The sequence below is a fragment of the Knoellia sp. p5-6-4 genome (assembly GCF_029222705.1).
Taxonomy (GTDB): domain Bacteria; phylum Actinomycetota; class Actinomycetes; order Actinomycetales; family Dermatophilaceae; genus Pedococcus_A.
This window is the reverse complement of record NZ_JARGZF010000001.1, coordinates 1,740,028-1,753,178: the sequence shown is the minus strand read 5'-3', so window position 1 is coordinate 1,753,178 and position 13,151 is coordinate 1,740,028. Positions and strand designations below refer to the sequence as shown.

General features: G+C 73.0%; 12 protein-coding genes. 9 read left to right on the top strand and 3 right to left on the bottom strand.

Features of this window, described 5'->3' with window-relative positions:
• Positions 1–9: 9 nt before the first annotated feature.
• From P2F65_RS08535 to P2F65_RS08495, 9 genes are all read left to right on the top strand, one after another.
• Positions 10–825 carry a carbohydrate ABC transporter permease gene (locus P2F65_RS08535; RefSeq protein ID WP_275806038.1) on the top strand — a complete coding sequence of 272 codons (816 nt, stop codon included), beginning with the start codon at positions 10–12 and terminating at the stop codon, positions 823–825.
• 5 nt (positions 826–830) lie between these two features.
• Positions 831–3,140: a glycoside hydrolase family 31 protein gene (locus tag P2F65_RS08530; RefSeq protein WP_275806037.1), complete on the top strand. Its 2,310-nt coding sequence runs from the start codon at positions 831–833 to the stop codon at positions 3,138–3,140.
• On the top strand, positions 3,133–4,242 hold the full coding sequence (locus tag P2F65_RS08525; protein ID WP_275806036.1) for a M24 family metallopeptidase: 1,110 nt from the start codon (positions 3,133–3,135) through the stop codon (positions 4,240–4,242). Before P2F65_RS08530 ends, P2F65_RS08525 begins: the two co-directional genes overlap by 8 nt.
• Before the next feature lie 32 nt (positions 4,243–4,274).
• A complete protein-coding gene (locus P2F65_RS08520) occupies positions 4,275–5,702 on the top strand; it encodes an NAD-dependent succinate-semialdehyde dehydrogenase (protein ID WP_275806035.1) in 1,428 nt (475 codons plus the stop codon).
• 19 nt (positions 5,703–5,721) lie between these two features.
• Positions 5,722–6,444: a TSUP family transporter gene (locus P2F65_RS08515; protein ID WP_275806033.1), complete on the top strand. Its 723-nt coding sequence runs from the start codon at positions 5,722–5,724 to the stop codon at positions 6,442–6,444.
• A gap of 166 nt (positions 6,445–6,610) precedes the next feature.
• A complete protein-coding gene (locus tag P2F65_RS08510) occupies positions 6,611–8,374 on the top strand; it encodes an Ig-like domain-containing protein (protein ID WP_275806031.1) in 1,764 nt (587 codons plus the stop codon).
• A 55-nt stretch (positions 8,375–8,429) separates the two neighbouring features.
• Positions 8,430–8,834, top strand: coding sequence for a secondary thiamine-phosphate synthase enzyme YjbQ (locus tag P2F65_RS08505; protein ID WP_275806028.1), 405 nt, complete (start codon positions 8,430–8,432; stop codon positions 8,832–8,834).
• A gap of 101 nt (positions 8,835–8,935) precedes the next feature.
• Positions 8,936–9,823 (top strand): phosphatidylinositol-specific phospholipase C/glycerophosphodiester phosphodiesterase family protein, encoded by an 888-nt coding sequence (locus tag P2F65_RS08500; protein ID WP_345803682.1) that lies wholly within the window; start codon positions 8,936–8,938, stop codon positions 9,821–9,823.
• 154 nt (positions 9,824–9,977) lie between these two features.
• Positions 9,978–10,223: a DUF6458 family protein gene (locus P2F65_RS08495; protein WP_275806026.1), complete on the top strand. Its 246-nt coding sequence runs from the start codon at positions 9,978–9,980 to the stop codon at positions 10,221–10,223.
• Positions 10,224–10,237: 14 nt separating this feature from the next.
• Here P2F65_RS08495 and P2F65_RS08490 read toward each other — a convergent pair whose 3' ends face one another.
• The 3 genes from P2F65_RS08490 to P2F65_RS08480 form a co-directional block, all read right to left on the bottom strand.
• On the bottom strand, positions 10,238–10,759 hold the full coding sequence (locus P2F65_RS08490; protein WP_275806024.1) for a rhodanese-like domain-containing protein: 522 nt from the start codon (positions 10,757–10,759) through the stop codon (positions 10,238–10,240).
• Positions 10,756–11,241 (bottom strand): cysteine dioxygenase family protein, encoded by a 486-nt coding sequence (locus P2F65_RS08485; protein ID WP_275806022.1) that lies wholly within the window; start codon positions 11,239–11,241, stop codon positions 10,756–10,758. Before P2F65_RS08485 ends, P2F65_RS08490 begins: the two co-directional genes overlap by 4 nt.
• Positions 11,242–11,586: 345 nt before the next feature.
• On the bottom strand, positions 11,587–13,020 hold the full coding sequence (locus P2F65_RS08480) for an ATP-binding protein (RefSeq protein ID WP_275806020.1): 1,434 nt from the start codon (positions 13,018–13,020) through the stop codon (positions 11,587–11,589).
• Positions 13,021–13,151 lie beyond the last annotated feature (131 nt).

Below are 13,151 nucleotides of genomic sequence, written 5' to 3'. Positions count from 1 at the left end.
AGGACCGCCATGACCTACTCCCTCACACGCCGCACCGTGCTCCTCGTCTACGCCCTGCTGGTGCTCGTCCCGCTGGTCGTCGTGGTGGCCGGCAGCTTCAAGACGACGCAGGAGCTGTTCGCCTCGCCGTTCGGCCCGCCGTCCTCGCTCGACACCGCCAACTACCGCGCCGTCCTCGGTGAGGCGGGCCTCGGGGTGGCGTTCCGCAACAGCGCCATCGTCACCGCCTGCTCGGTGCCGCTGACGCTCTTCGTCGGCAGCCTGGCCGCCTACGGCATCGCGCGGATCCCCGGGTGGAAGGGGGGCCTGGTCTACGGCTTCCTCATCCTCGGGATGGCGGTGCCGGCCCAGGCGAACATGATCCCGCAGTACGTGCTCTTCGACCTGCTCGGCCTGACCAACAGCCTCGTCGGGCTCGTGCTCGTCAACATCGTCGTGACCCTGCCGATCGCGGTGTTCATCATGACCGGGTTCCTCAAGACCCTGCCGCGGGAGATGTTCGAGGCCACGGCGATCGACGGGTCGGGGCCGTGGCGCACTTACCGCTCGATCGTGCTGCCGCTGTCGGTGCCCTCGCTCGCGGCGACCGCGATCTTCCTGTTCGTCATGCACTGGAACGACCTGCTGTACCCGCTGCTGTTCATCCAGGAGCCGTCGAAGCAGACCCTCCCCGTGGCGCTGCTGTCGTTCCAGGGCGAGTTCCTGACCGACTTCCCGCTGCTGTTCACCGGCGTGGTCGTGGCCTCGGCGCCGATCGTGCTCGCCTACGTGTTCCTGCAGCGCTACTTCGTGGCCGGCATCACGGCCGGCTCGGTGAAGGGATAGCCGCCGTGTCCGACACCCTCCTGCTGCGCCGCGTCACGAGTGTGCGCAGCGAGACCGATGCCGCCGTCCTCACGGTCGACGCGCTGCCCGGGGTGCAGCTCGGCGTCATGCCGGGCTGGCTGACCGGCGAGCCGCTGCTCGAGCAGGGCGTCGAGGTCGAGATGCCGAACCTGCCCGACCTCGAGCTGCCCCCGACAGACGTGACCGCCTACGAGCTGCGGGTCACCGCACCCGCACCGGCCGTCCTGCGCGTCACCCTCGCACCGGCCGGGCACGGCGTGCTCGGTGACGACGGCACCTGGCTGGGCATCGTCACCGACCCCGCCCCGGCACCTGCGGCGCCCGTCGTGGAGGAGGGCGTCGAGGAGGTCGTCGTGCGCAGCGGCTCGCTGCGGCTGCGTGTCGGGCGGGCTCCCTTCACGCTGACGCTCGAGGACGACGCGACCGGCGCGGTGCTGCTGCGCTCGGCCCACCGACTCCGGCAGGTCGCCGGCCTGATGATGGCCCCCACCGCACTCGCCGACGCTGACGGCCTCGCGCTGAACCTCGAGCTCGGCACTGACGAGGACGTGCTGGGTTTCGGGGAGCAGTTCTCCCGCCTGGTCAAGAACGGGCAGCGCCTCACCCTGCGCAGCGAGGACGCCTGTGGCACCGGCACGGGCCTGTCCTACAAGCCGGTCCCGGTGTGGCACTCGACCACCGGGTACACCGGGTTCCTCAACACCGGTGCGGTCGTCACGGCCGACGTCGGCCACACGCGTCCGTCGGTGCTCGGCCTGACGGTCGCGGACGAGGCCGTCGACCTCTACCTCATCGGCGGTGGCGCACCCAAGGAGCGGCTCACGGCATACACCGCCCTCACCGGGCGGCCGGAGGTGCCGCCCCTGTGGGCGTTCGGCTACTGGATGGGGCGCTGCCGCTACCACTCCCGTGAGGAGATGCTCGAGGTCGCGCGGACGATGCACCAGCAGGGCGTGCCCGTCGACGTGCTGCACTGCGACCCCGACTGGCTCGTGGTGGACCGGCTCAACTGCGACTTCATCTGGAACGAGTCCCGTTTCGGCGACCGCCGCGAGTTCGTCGAGGCCCTCGCCGCGGAGGGGGTTCGGCTGTCGGTGTGGGAGCTGCCCTACCTCGACCCCGCCAGCCCGCGCTTCGCCGAGGCCGAGGAGAAGGGCTTCCTGGTGCGCCGCACCGACGGCAGCCTCGTCGGCATCCAGAAGACCCCCACGCCGGACGGGCGGATGCGGGCGCTGGTCGACTTCACCAACCCCGACGCGGTGGCCTGGTGGCAGGGGATGCACGAGGCCTTCCTCGACGACGGCGTCGCCGTCTTCAAGACCGACTTCGGCGAGGCGCTGCCCGATGACGTCGCCCTCTTCGACGGCACCCCGGCCAACCACGCCCACAACACCTACCCCCTGCGCTACAACGGCGCGGTCAGCGAGGCGATCCGCCGCCACACCGGGCGCGCGCCGCTCGTGTGGGGCCGCAGCGGCTGGGCGGGCTCCCAGCGCTACCCCGGCCAGTGGGGCGGGGATGCGGAGTCGACCGTGGCGGGCATGCAGGCGACCGTCCGCGGCGGCCTGTCGTATGCCATGAGCGCACCGGGCTTCTGGAGCCACGACATCGGCGGCTTCTTCGGACCCGAGCTCACCCCCGGGCTCTACGTCCGCTGGACGCAGATGGGCGCCCTCTCCCCGCTGATGCGCGCCCACGGGCTGCGCCCCCGTGAGCCGTGGGCCTTCGGCGACGACGCGCTCGCGGCGGCCCGGCGCTGGGTCCGCCTGCGCTACGAGCTGCTGCCGACCCTCTGGCAGGTGGCGCACCAGTCCGCCGGCGCCGGCTGGCCGGTGATGCGGCCGCTGGGCCTGGAGTTCCCCGACGACCGCGTGGCGCAGTCGGTCGACGACGCGTTCCTCGTCGGCTCCGACCTGCTCGTGGTGCCCGTCTTCGACGACGGCACCGCCCCCGTCCGCCGGCGCTTCTACGTGCCCGAGGGCCGGTGGCACGACCTCCTCGACGGCACCCTGTACGAGGGACCCGGCTATCGCGAGGCCGTCGCCGGCCTGGACACGATGCCGGTGCTCGTCCGCGACGGGGCCGTCATCCCCCGCGTCGACGTCGACGACTCGGTCGGGCGCACCGACGACCTGGTCGGCCGGCCGTGGACCCTGCACGTCTACGGCGGTCCCGACGACCTCGCCGTCACCGTGACCGGTTTCGACGGCTCCGAGACCAGGGTCCGGATCAGCGGCGACGAGGTCGCTGCCGAGGGGACCCAGCCGGTGGCGGGCGTGGTGCGGCATGGCTGATGCAGCCGTGGCCGACACCCGCGAGGCGGCACTGGCTCGCCGGCTCACCGCCCTCACCGGCGTGGCGCGCGACGCCGGCGTGGACCGACTCGTGCTGCGCGAGCCCGCCACCCTCGCGTGGCTGCTCGAGGCCCGGGTGCACGTGCCGCAGACCCTGGAGAGCGCCTGCCTCGACGTGGTGGTCGACCTCGGTGGTGACGAACCGGCCCTGCGCGTGGTGTGCAACGCCATCGAGGCGCCCCGCCTGCGCGACACCGAGCTCGCGGACCTGCCGGTCGAGTGGGACGTCGTCCCGTGGTGGACCCCGCGCGACGAGTGGCTGCCGTCTGGGCCGGGTGTGGGCGTCGACCGGCCGGCCGGTGGGTCGGTGGACGTCTCCGCGGCGGTCACCGCCCTCCGGCGCGTCCTCGACGACCGCCAGCAGGGCCTGCTCGCCGAGGTCAGCCGCGACGCTGCCGCTGCGGCCACCCGTGCCGCGCTCCGGCTCACGCCCCGGGTGAGCGAGTATGCCGCCGCGGGCACCTTCGCGGCTGAGCTGCTCGCCGCGGGCCTTGACCCGGTCGTGCTCATGGTCGGCGGCGGTGAGCGCCCCGGCGTGCACCGCCACCCGCTCCCGACGGACGCCCCGGTCGGGGAGCGGGCGATGCTCGTCTGCTGCGCCCGTCGGCACGGGCTCATCGCCAGCGTGACCCGCGTCGTCGCCTTCGGCCGCCTCGACGCCGAGCGGCACGACAGCTACCGCGGCCTCCTCGAGGTCGAGCGCGCGTTCCTCGACGCCAGCCGACCCGGCACCCGGCTCGGCGAGGCGTTCTCCGCCGGCACCGCGGCATACGCGGACCACGGCTTCGCCGCGGACGAGTGGCACCACCACCACCAGGGCGGGCTGTCCGGCTTCACGCCGCGCGACTTCCCCGCCCACGCCGGGTCGGACGACGAGCTCGCCACCGGGTCGGTCGTGGCCTGGAACCCGAGCGCCGACGGACTCAAGGTCGAGGACACCGCTGTCGTGCGGGCCGACGGCCCCGAGGTGCTCGTGCACGACCCCGACTGGCCGTCCCTGCAAGTCGGCGGCCGCAGCCGCCCGGACGTCCTGGTCCGCTGACCTGCCCCACTCGCACACGAAGGAGATCGACGATGAGCACGCTCGCCGCACACCTGGTCGACGGCCGCTGGGAGAGCCCTGACGAGACCATCGAGGTCGTCAACCCCGCCGACGGCTCGGTGGCCGGCCATTGCGCGTGGGGGACGCCCGAGGACGCAGTGCGCGCAGCAGACGCAGCTGCCCGCGCCCAGGAGGGCTGGGCCGCGCTGCCGGCCCGCACCCGCGGTGACCTGCTGCGGGCGGCCGCCGACCTGCTCACCGAACGCGCGGACGAGATCGCCCGACTGCTCGCCGTCGAGGCCGGCAAGCGACTGCCCGAGGCCCAGGGCGAGGTGGCGTTCTCCGCGGAGTACTTCCGCTGGTTCGCCGAGCAGGCGCGCCGCCCCGAGGGAGAGGTGATCCCGCCTGAGGCCGCCGGCCGCCGCCACCTGACGATCCGGCGACCCGTCGGGGTCGTCGCCTCGCTGACGCCATGGAACTTCCCGTGCTCGATCCAGGCACGCAAGCTCGCTCCTGCGCTCGCCGCTGGCTGCGCCGTCGTCGCGCGCGTCTCGGAGAAGGCACCGCTCGCGGTCACGGAGATGTTCCGCTGCCTCGTTGACGCCGGGGTGCCGGCCGGCGTGCTCAACCTGGTGCACGGACCGGCCCGTGAGGTGACCCAGTCCCTGCTGGGGCACGCGTCGGTGCGGGCCGTCAGCTTCACCGGGTCGACCGAGGTGGGCCGGGAGATCATGGCGACGGCATCGCGCCGGGTGGTCCGCCCGCTGCTCGAGCTCGGCGGTGACGCCGCCTTCATCGTCTTCGAGGACGCCGACCTCGACGCCGCCGTGGAGGGTGCACTGCTCGCGAAGTTCCGCAACACCGGCCAGTCGTGCATCGCCGCCAACCGGTTCGTCGTGCACGAGTCCGTCTTCGAGGAGTTCACCGGGCGCCTGGTCAAGGCCGTGGACGCGATGACGGTCGGCAACGGGCTCGCCGACGCCTGCCCCGACCTCGGCCCGGTCATCGACCGATCCCGGGTCGACGCGGTCACGACGATGGTCGACGAGGCCCTGGCGGGTGGCGCGACCCGCCTGACGCGCACCTTCGAGCTGCCTTCGGCGGGCACGTATGCCGCGCCGACCCTCCTCACGGACGTGCCCGACACCGCGGCGCTGGCGACCCAAGAGGTGTTCGGCCCCGCCGCCGCAGTCTTCTCCTTCCGCACCGAGGACGAGGCGGTTGCCCGGGCCAATGCCACCGAGATGGGACTGGCCGGATACTTCTGGTCGCGCGACGCGAGCCGGCTCTGGCGCGTGGCGGAGCGGCTCGAGGTCGGGATCGTCGGCGCGAACAACGCGCTGCCGTCGGTGGCCTTCGCCCCCATGGGCGGCGTCAAGCAGTCCGGCCTCGGGCGCGAGGGCGCGGCGGCCGGGCTCGAGGAGTTCCAGGACGTCCGCTACCTCGCTGTCGGGGTGTGACGGCCCTGAGGCGGTACCCGTGACGGGCGAGCTGCTCCTGCTGCCCCTCGGCGTCGCCGCGGGGGCGGTCACCCAACGGGTCACGGGCATCGGCTTCGCCCTGGTCAGTGCACCGCTGCTCGTGCTCGTCGCCGGGCCCTTCGACGGCATCATCCTGTCCAACATCCTCGGACTCGTGGTCAGCGTGGTCGTCCTCGCCAGCACCTGGCGCGACGTCGAGTGGCGGCGGGGGCTGATGCTGGCCCTGCCCGCGCTGCTGGCCATCCCGGTGGGAGCGTTCGTCGCCCGCTCAGTGCCGGGACCCTTGCTGCTCCTGCTGATCGGCTCCCTCGTGCTCGTCGCCCTGGCGCTGGTGCAGCTGAGCCCCCGAGCCCGGGTGCTGAGGGGACGAGGAGGTGCCGCCACCGCGGGCGCGGCGAGCGGGTTCATGAACGTCACGGCCGGGGTCGGGGGTCCGGCGATGGTGCTGTACGCGGTCAGCACCGCCTGGGAGCACCGGCGGTTCGTGGCGACCTTCCAGTTCTACTCGGTGATCGTCAACCTGGCCTCGTTGCTGTCGAAGGGCGCGCCCGACCTGCCGGGACCCGCGCTGGCGGTCTCGCTCGCAGCCCTGGCCCTCGGGCTCGCCGGGGGTGAGCTGCTCTCCCGCCGGGTCCCGGCCGAGCGCGCCAGCCGGGCCGTCATGGTCCTCGCGCTCGGCGGAGCGGCAGCCACGGTCGTGAAGGGGCTCGCGACGCTCTGACCGAGGTCCGCAACGGCGCGTCGAGGCTGCTGAGGTAACCCCTTCGGGCGCACTTCTCGGCGAAAGCGCCCCCGCGGCATACCGCTGTGGCTAGCCTGTGCCGCGCATTGCCGCACCATCCGGCATCCCGCCGGTCGCGGCGCAGGGGGAGCAGGGGGAGCTCGTGATGCGTGCACGTTCGCTGTGGGGTCGCGTGGTGGCGGGTGCGGTGCTGGTGGCGCCGCTGACCGGGGTCGCGCTGTCGGCGCCTGCCCAGGCGCTGGCGGAGACCGAGACCTACTTCTCGTACGCCAGCCAGGCCGGCGACTACATCGGCCAGGGCGGCAGCGGCACGCTGACCGCGCCGACGGCGTTCGGGATCAGTGGGACGGCGGGTTCGGTGAGCTTCAGCGCCGACACCGGTTCGCAGTGGTGGGGCGTCACCCTGGCCGCGCCGCGCGGACAGCAGCTCAGGACCGGCGTCTACCAGAACGCTGCACGCGCACCGTTCAACGACCTGCAGCCAGGCCTCTCGGTCAGCTCGACCGGCCGCGGGTGCAACACGGTGACCGGCAGCTTCACCATCCACGCGATCAGCGCCGACACCGCGGGTCGCATCACGTCGCTCGACGCCGAGTTCACCCAGCACTGTGAGGGCGACAGCGCGGCCCTGACGGGCGTGGTGAAGTATGCCGCTCCCTACGTCGTGCCGATCGTGCTCACCTCGTCGAACCCCAGCACCGTCGCGAACCAGCCGGTCACCCTGACCGCGCGGGTCAGCCCCGGCACCGGACCGGTGACGTTCCTCGACGGAGACCAGGTCATCGGCCAGGCCAGCCCCGACGCCGCCAGCCTGGCCCGGTTCACGACCGACCGCCTCGCCCCCGGCGCCCACTGGCTCTACGCCAAGCAGGGCACGGCCATCTCCGCTCGTCTCTCGCAGACCGTGTCGAGCGGGGACACGTCACTGTGGTTCAAGAGCCAGAACGGTGACTACATCGGGCAGGGGGCTACGGCCAGCTACGTCCCACCGACTGCCTCGATCACGGCCCGCGGCGACGCCGAGTACGCATCCATCAGCGTCGACGACCCCGCCACCGGGGACTGGTGGACGGCCGACTTCGCGGCCGCGCCCGGTGAGACGCTGCAGCCGGGGACGTACAACAACGCCGTGCGGGCGCCGTTCCGTGGGACCGGCCAGCCGGGGCTCAGCGTCTCCGGCAGCGGCCGCGGCTGCAACACCCTGCTGGGGGAGTTCACGGTGCACTCGATCGGCACGGCGCCGGACGGCACCATCGCCAGCCTCGACGTCAGCTTCGTCCAGCACTGTGAGAGCCACCCGGAGGCCCTCACCGGGCGGGCCCGGTTCCGCGCCGGCCCGACGAGCTCGCCGGTCGCCTCGACCACCTCGCTGGCCGCCACGGCCACCAGTGGGGGGCAGGTGACACTGAGCGCCACCGTCACCGGTGGGGCGGGGACCCCGACGGGGCAGGTCGTGTTCACGCAGGGCACCAAGTCCCTCGGCACGGTGAGCCTCGACAGCAGCGGACGCGCCGTCCTGGTCGCGACGCTGCCGATCGGCACCCACCCCGTGGCCGCGGACTACAGCGGCAGCCCCGCCTACCTCCCGAGCCGCGCCACCAGCTCGGTGACGGTGGAGGGGTATGCGACGACCACCACCCTGTCGGTGCCGAAGACCGTGGTGAAGGCAGGCAAGCCCCTGTCGGTCAGCGTCGCCGTGAGCTCGACCGGCAGCAGCCTGCCGACCGGTTTGGTGCGGCTCTACGACGGCGTGGAGCCCGTCGGCACCGCCGCCACGCTCAGCAACGGGAACGCGACCATCGTGTGGACGCCCGTCGCCAAGGGCCAGCGCAGCCTCACCGTCAGGTATGCCGGCGACTCCCAGCACGCGGGTTCGCAGTCACCGCCGGTGACCGTCCGGGTCAGCTGACCCGGGATCGGTGACCGCGCGGGCGACGTCGCGGCGGTCGGTGGAGCATGTGCTCATGCACACCGAGACCACGAGCTACCGGACCGGCACCGAGGACGTCGTCCTCGACATCACCGACGACTGCGGGCGCTTCGTCGCCGGGCGCGGCGACGGCCTGCTCCATGTCTTCGTGCCGCACGCCACCGCGGGGCTCGCGATCCTGGAGACCGGGGCGGGCAGCGACGACGACCTGCTGAGCGCCCTGCGGGACCTGCTGCCGGCCGACGACCGGTGGCGGCACCGCCACGGCTCCCGAGGACACGGCCGCTCCCACGTGCTGCCCGCGCTGGTGCCGCCGTACGCCACCATCCCCGTGGTGGAGGGCCGGCTCGCGCTGGGCACGTGGCAGAGCATCTGCCTGGTCGACATCAACGTCGACAACACACAGCGGGACGTCCGGATGAGCTTCCTTCCCGGGTGACGCCGCGAGACCTCCCGTTCACCGACTCATCACCGGGGCAGCACCAAGTCCTTACCAGCCGCAGGTGGTTGGCGCCCTCTCGCGCGAGCAGGCTGGGATGCATGCGAACCATGACATTCCACCGCATCCAGGGCGTGATCCTCGCCGTGGTGCTTGCCCTCGTCGCCGTCGTCGCGCTGCCCGGTGTGGCCCCCGCGACGGCGAGCGGGCCCGATCGGCACGCTGTCCAGCCTCTCGAACGCGCCCATGCCCACAACGACTACGAGCACGACCGCCCGTTGCTCGATGCCCTCGACCACGGTTTCACGTCGGTCGAGGCCGATGTCTGGCTCGTGGACGGGCAGCTCTTCATCGGCCACGACGGGCCGGACCCGTCGAGGACCCTGGCGAGCACCTACCTCGAGCCGCTGCGGCAGCGGTTCCGCGACAACGGTGGCGCGATCCACCCGGGCTGGCGCGACTCGCTCCGCCTCCTGATCGACGTCAAGAGCGAGGCCTCCTCGACCTGGCCCGTGATCGAACGGGAGCTGGCCCGATACCCGGAGCTGTTCACCGCCGCCCGGGGCGGCCGCGTCCACGAGCGGGCCGTGACGGCGGTGATCTCGGGCAACCGCGACCTCGTGGCGATCCAGGCTGCGGCGGTGCGTCGCTCGTTCTACGACGGTCGGCTCTCCGACCTCGAGTCCGGGCTGCCGTCGGAAGTCATGCCGCTCGTGAGCGACAACTGGACCAAGCACTTCACGTGGCTCGGTGTCGGCCCGATGCCTGAGGCCGAGCGCGCCAAGCTCCACCTGATCGTGCAGCGCGCCCACGCCGCCGGCTACGACGTCCGCTTCTGGGCCACCCCCGACCTGGCTGGTCCGTCGCGGGACGCGGTGTGGTCCGAGCTCGTCGCCGCCGACGTCGATGCCCTCAACACCGACGACCTTGCGGGCCTGCAGTCCTTCCTGCTCGCCAACGACCCGGAGGAGGCCGCTGCCGCGGCATGATGCGACGGGCGCCCGGGCAACGGTGGTGGGAGGCTTGCGCTCAGCTGCGGCGGGGCAGCCGGAGGTGGCCGCGACTCGCCACCGTGTCGGTTTCGCCCGCTTTGCGTAGACTCGAACGAGTCCGAGTGTCGTCGATGACGAGGAGGCGGGTCTCGTGGGAGCGGGCGTGCTCATGGCCGTGTTCGGCGCCATCCTGACCTTCGCGGTCCGGGTCGACGCGCCCGGTGTCGACCTGCAGGTGGTGGGCCTGATCCTCATGGTGGCCGGCGGTGCGGTGATCGCCCACTCCCGGCGCACCATCGAGCGAGAGCACGTCGTCACCGAGGTGGAGACGCCCACGGACCCCACGGCTGCGCAGCACACCGTGCACCGGGTCGTCCGCGACACCGAGAACGACTAGCTCCCCGCGCTCCGTCAGCCCCGATTGCGGTCCCCCACCGGCAGACCAGCCGAGCGCCAGGCGGCGAAGCCACCCACCACGTCGGTCGCCCGCGCGACGCCCAACCGCAGCAGGACCTCGGCGGCCAGCGACGAGGTGTAGCCCTCCTGGCACATCAGGATCACCCGCGCGTCGAAGCCGGCCTGTGGCAGCCGGGCCTCGTGCCGTGGGTCGAACCGCCACTCCAGCGCGTTGCGCTCGACCACGAGCGGCGCCAGCGACTCGGCCACCTCTCCCTCGACCGCACGTTGGGCCGCCGGCCGGATGTCGACCAGGACGGCCCGCCTGTGGAGCACCTCCTGGAAGGCAGCCCTGGCGCTCACGCGGTCGAGCCGGGTGCGGGCGTCGGCCGGCTGGTCGTCGATGCCGTCGTAGGCCGGCGCGTCCCAGCCCCGTCCGCGAGCAGACCCGCCCGGCGCGACGGGTCCGGCGCTGAACAGCGTCGTCTCCCAGTGCGTAACGGTGGCGCGGACTGCGGTCGAGTTCGTGGTGCTCACGAGTCCTCCCCCGCCCACTCCACTCCGGTGCGCTCGAGGCGGTCGTCCACGACGGCATACCGGGTCACGCGCGTCAGCGCGGGTGAGTAGACGTGCACCGACAGGGCCGGCAGCGACCCGAGGTTCGACACCTCGTGGACGTGACGGGCGCCGAACGAGCGGCCCTCGCCGGCGGTGAGCTCACGGTCGTGGAAGGTGCCGCCGGACCACGCGGTCTCGGTGAGCGTCCCGCGGACGGTGAGGAACGCGCCCTCGGAGACGTCGTGGTCGTGCCACCCGGTGGTCGTGCGGCCCGGCCACGCGATGAGCCAGATCTCGAGGTGGTCGGTGGCGTCGAGCCGTCGCCACTGGCGCTCGGGTGCGTCGACGTCGACGAGGCGGTGCAGGTCGGGGTCAGTGGCGAAGAGCCGTGCGGTGCGCAGCAGCTGGTTGCGGGTGAAGCGGTTGACGCCGGGGGTCCCGGCGGTGGTGATGACGGACATGTCTGCTCCTGGGGTCAGCGAAGGGAAGGTCGGGCGGCTGCGGGGTGCGCATTCGCCGACACAGGTCGCTGTCGGTCAGGTGCAGGTCGATGTGGAGGCGGCGGTATGCCGTGAGGCTGGCTTCCATCGATGTCTTCCGGTTCGGGGCGCCGGCCAGAGGTGCCTGGCGCCGGAGGCTGTGCGGGCTGGGTCAGGCGCAGCAGCAACACCGCATGGCACGGCGGCACATGGGGGTCATGTGCGCGCGGCCGGCCGCGGTGGTCGAAGACATGGCAGAAGTGGAGCACGGCGCACCGGTGACGGTCCAGCAGAGGGGCGCCGGGGTCTCACGGTGCGGACGCCGCCTCAGCGTGCACCGGCCGGCACGGCCACGTCGCTGCCGCCCTCCAGGGTCAGGCGGGTGCCCATCCGGGCGAACATCGGTGCGGGCACGAAGCCGCCGGCGAACAGTGCCTCGCCCTGGCCGAAGAACGGCGACGTGCGCAGCATCTGCTCGGGGGCGAAGCCGAAGAGGGCCGCGAGCTCGGCGAGGTCACCGGGCGAGTTCATCCGCATCAGCATGAGGTTGTCGCACTGGCTGAGCACCTGCGGGTGGACCTTCGACGGCCGCTGGGTCGACAGCAGCAGCCACAGGCCGTACTTGCGTCCCTCCGCCGCGATCTGGGTGAGGCGCTCGGTCACCGCCGTCTGCACCGGTCCACGAGGTTCGGCGACACACAGGTTGTGGGCCTCGTCGACGACGATGAGGGTCGGTGTCCGGGTCTCCCGCTGCGCCCACAGCGACTCGACGACGTCGAGGGCGACCGCCTGTGGCTCGATCGGGTCGCGGAAGCCACCGAGGTCCATCACCGTGGCGCGGGTGCCCGCGGCCACCACGTCGGCCGCGGTCGTCCTCTCGCCGGCCCAGACCTCCCACTCGAGGAGGCCGAGGTTCTCGATCCGCGCGGCCAGGGACTGCTCGGCGCCGCCGCCGGCGCGCAGCCCGGAGACCAGCGACTCGACGCCCGCCTCGGCGTAGCTGTGGCCGAGGTGCAGGAAGAGGTTGTACTCGGCCCGGTCGGCCAAGGGGTCGAGCCGCAGGATGGCCGCCTGGGCCGCTCGCGGCATGGTCCGGAAGCGCAGCCGGAGCGGCTCGCCGCCCCCCGCGTCGGGGCGGAGCACCCGGATGTCGGTCGCCGCGAGGCGCTCGGCGACGTCGGCCGGGGCCTCGGGCCGCACCTGGCCCAGCCGGGTGAAGTCGCCGTTCGGGTCGAGCACCACCATGCGCAGGCCGGTGTGGAGCAGCAGCTGCTCGAGCACGACACCGAGGGCGTACGTCTTGCCCGACCCGCTCTGCCCGCACAGGAAGGTGTGCCTGTTGAAGCCGTGGGCGCGCAGCCGAGCCGGCACCGTCACGTCGCCCGACCGCCACGTGCCGACCTCGAGCCCGGCACCACGGACGCCCTGCAGGGTCTCGAGGACCTCGGCCGAGGCGGGCTGCACGACGGCGGAGGCGAACGGGCGGACCGGCGCGCTGCTCGGCCCACCCGCCTCGTCGAGCACCCCTAGGACAACGCCCGAACCGACCCCCGTGGGGTCGTCGCCGGCGTGCGCCGTGGGGGCGCTGGAGCGGACCTGCCCGAGCAGCCGCTGCCCCGGAGCCGTCTCGAGCACCACGACGTCGCCGGGTGCCGGTGCCCGGTCCAGCGACGTGGTGCAGGTGAAAGTCCGGCCGTCGGTCGACCAGGTGGAAGGCGCCCGGGTCGCGGGTTCGGTGCTGAGGGAGAGGTCGGTGGCCATGGGCCCTCCAGGAGAGACGAACGGGGCCGGCGGCCCTCGCGGCCGTGGGCTGCACGCGGCATACGGTCGTGCGTCCCTCCACGCTAGGAAGCGACCGGGCGAAGCCGCCTCACTCGCCCGGGGTGAACCGG

What these genes read in the sequence shown, in the direction of transcription:
- P2F65_RS08535 (WP_275806038.1), top strand. Translation starts at nt 10, where the DNA reads ATGACCTACTCCCTCACACGCCGCACCGTGCTCCTCGTCTACGCCCTG.
- P2F65_RS08525 (WP_275806036.1), top strand. Translation starts at nt 3,133, where the DNA reads ATGGCTGATGCAGCCGTGGCCGACACCCGCGAGGCGGCACTGGCTCGC.
- P2F65_RS08520 (WP_275806035.1), top strand. Translation starts at nt 4,275, where the DNA reads ATGAGCACGCTCGCCGCACACCTGGTCGACGGCCGCTGGGAGAGCCCT.
- P2F65_RS08510 (WP_275806031.1), top strand. Translation starts at nt 6,611, where the DNA reads ATGCGTGCACGTTCGCTGTGGGGTCGCGTGGTGGCGGGTGCGGTGCTG.
- P2F65_RS08505 (WP_275806028.1), top strand. Translation starts at nt 8,430, where the DNA reads ATGCACACCGAGACCACGAGCTACCGGACCGGCACCGAGGACGTCGTC.
- P2F65_RS08500 (WP_345803682.1), top strand. Translation starts at nt 8,936, where the DNA reads ATGCGAACCATGACATTCCACCGCATCCAGGGCGTGATCCTCGCCGTG.
- P2F65_RS08485 (WP_275806022.1), bottom strand. Translation starts at nt 11,241, where the DNA reads ATGTCCGTCATCACCACCGCCGGGACCCCCGGCGTCAACCGCTTCACC.
- P2F65_RS08480 (WP_275806020.1), bottom strand. Translation starts at nt 13,020, where the DNA reads ATGGCCACCGACCTCTCCCTCAGCACCGAACCCGCGACCCGGGCGCCT.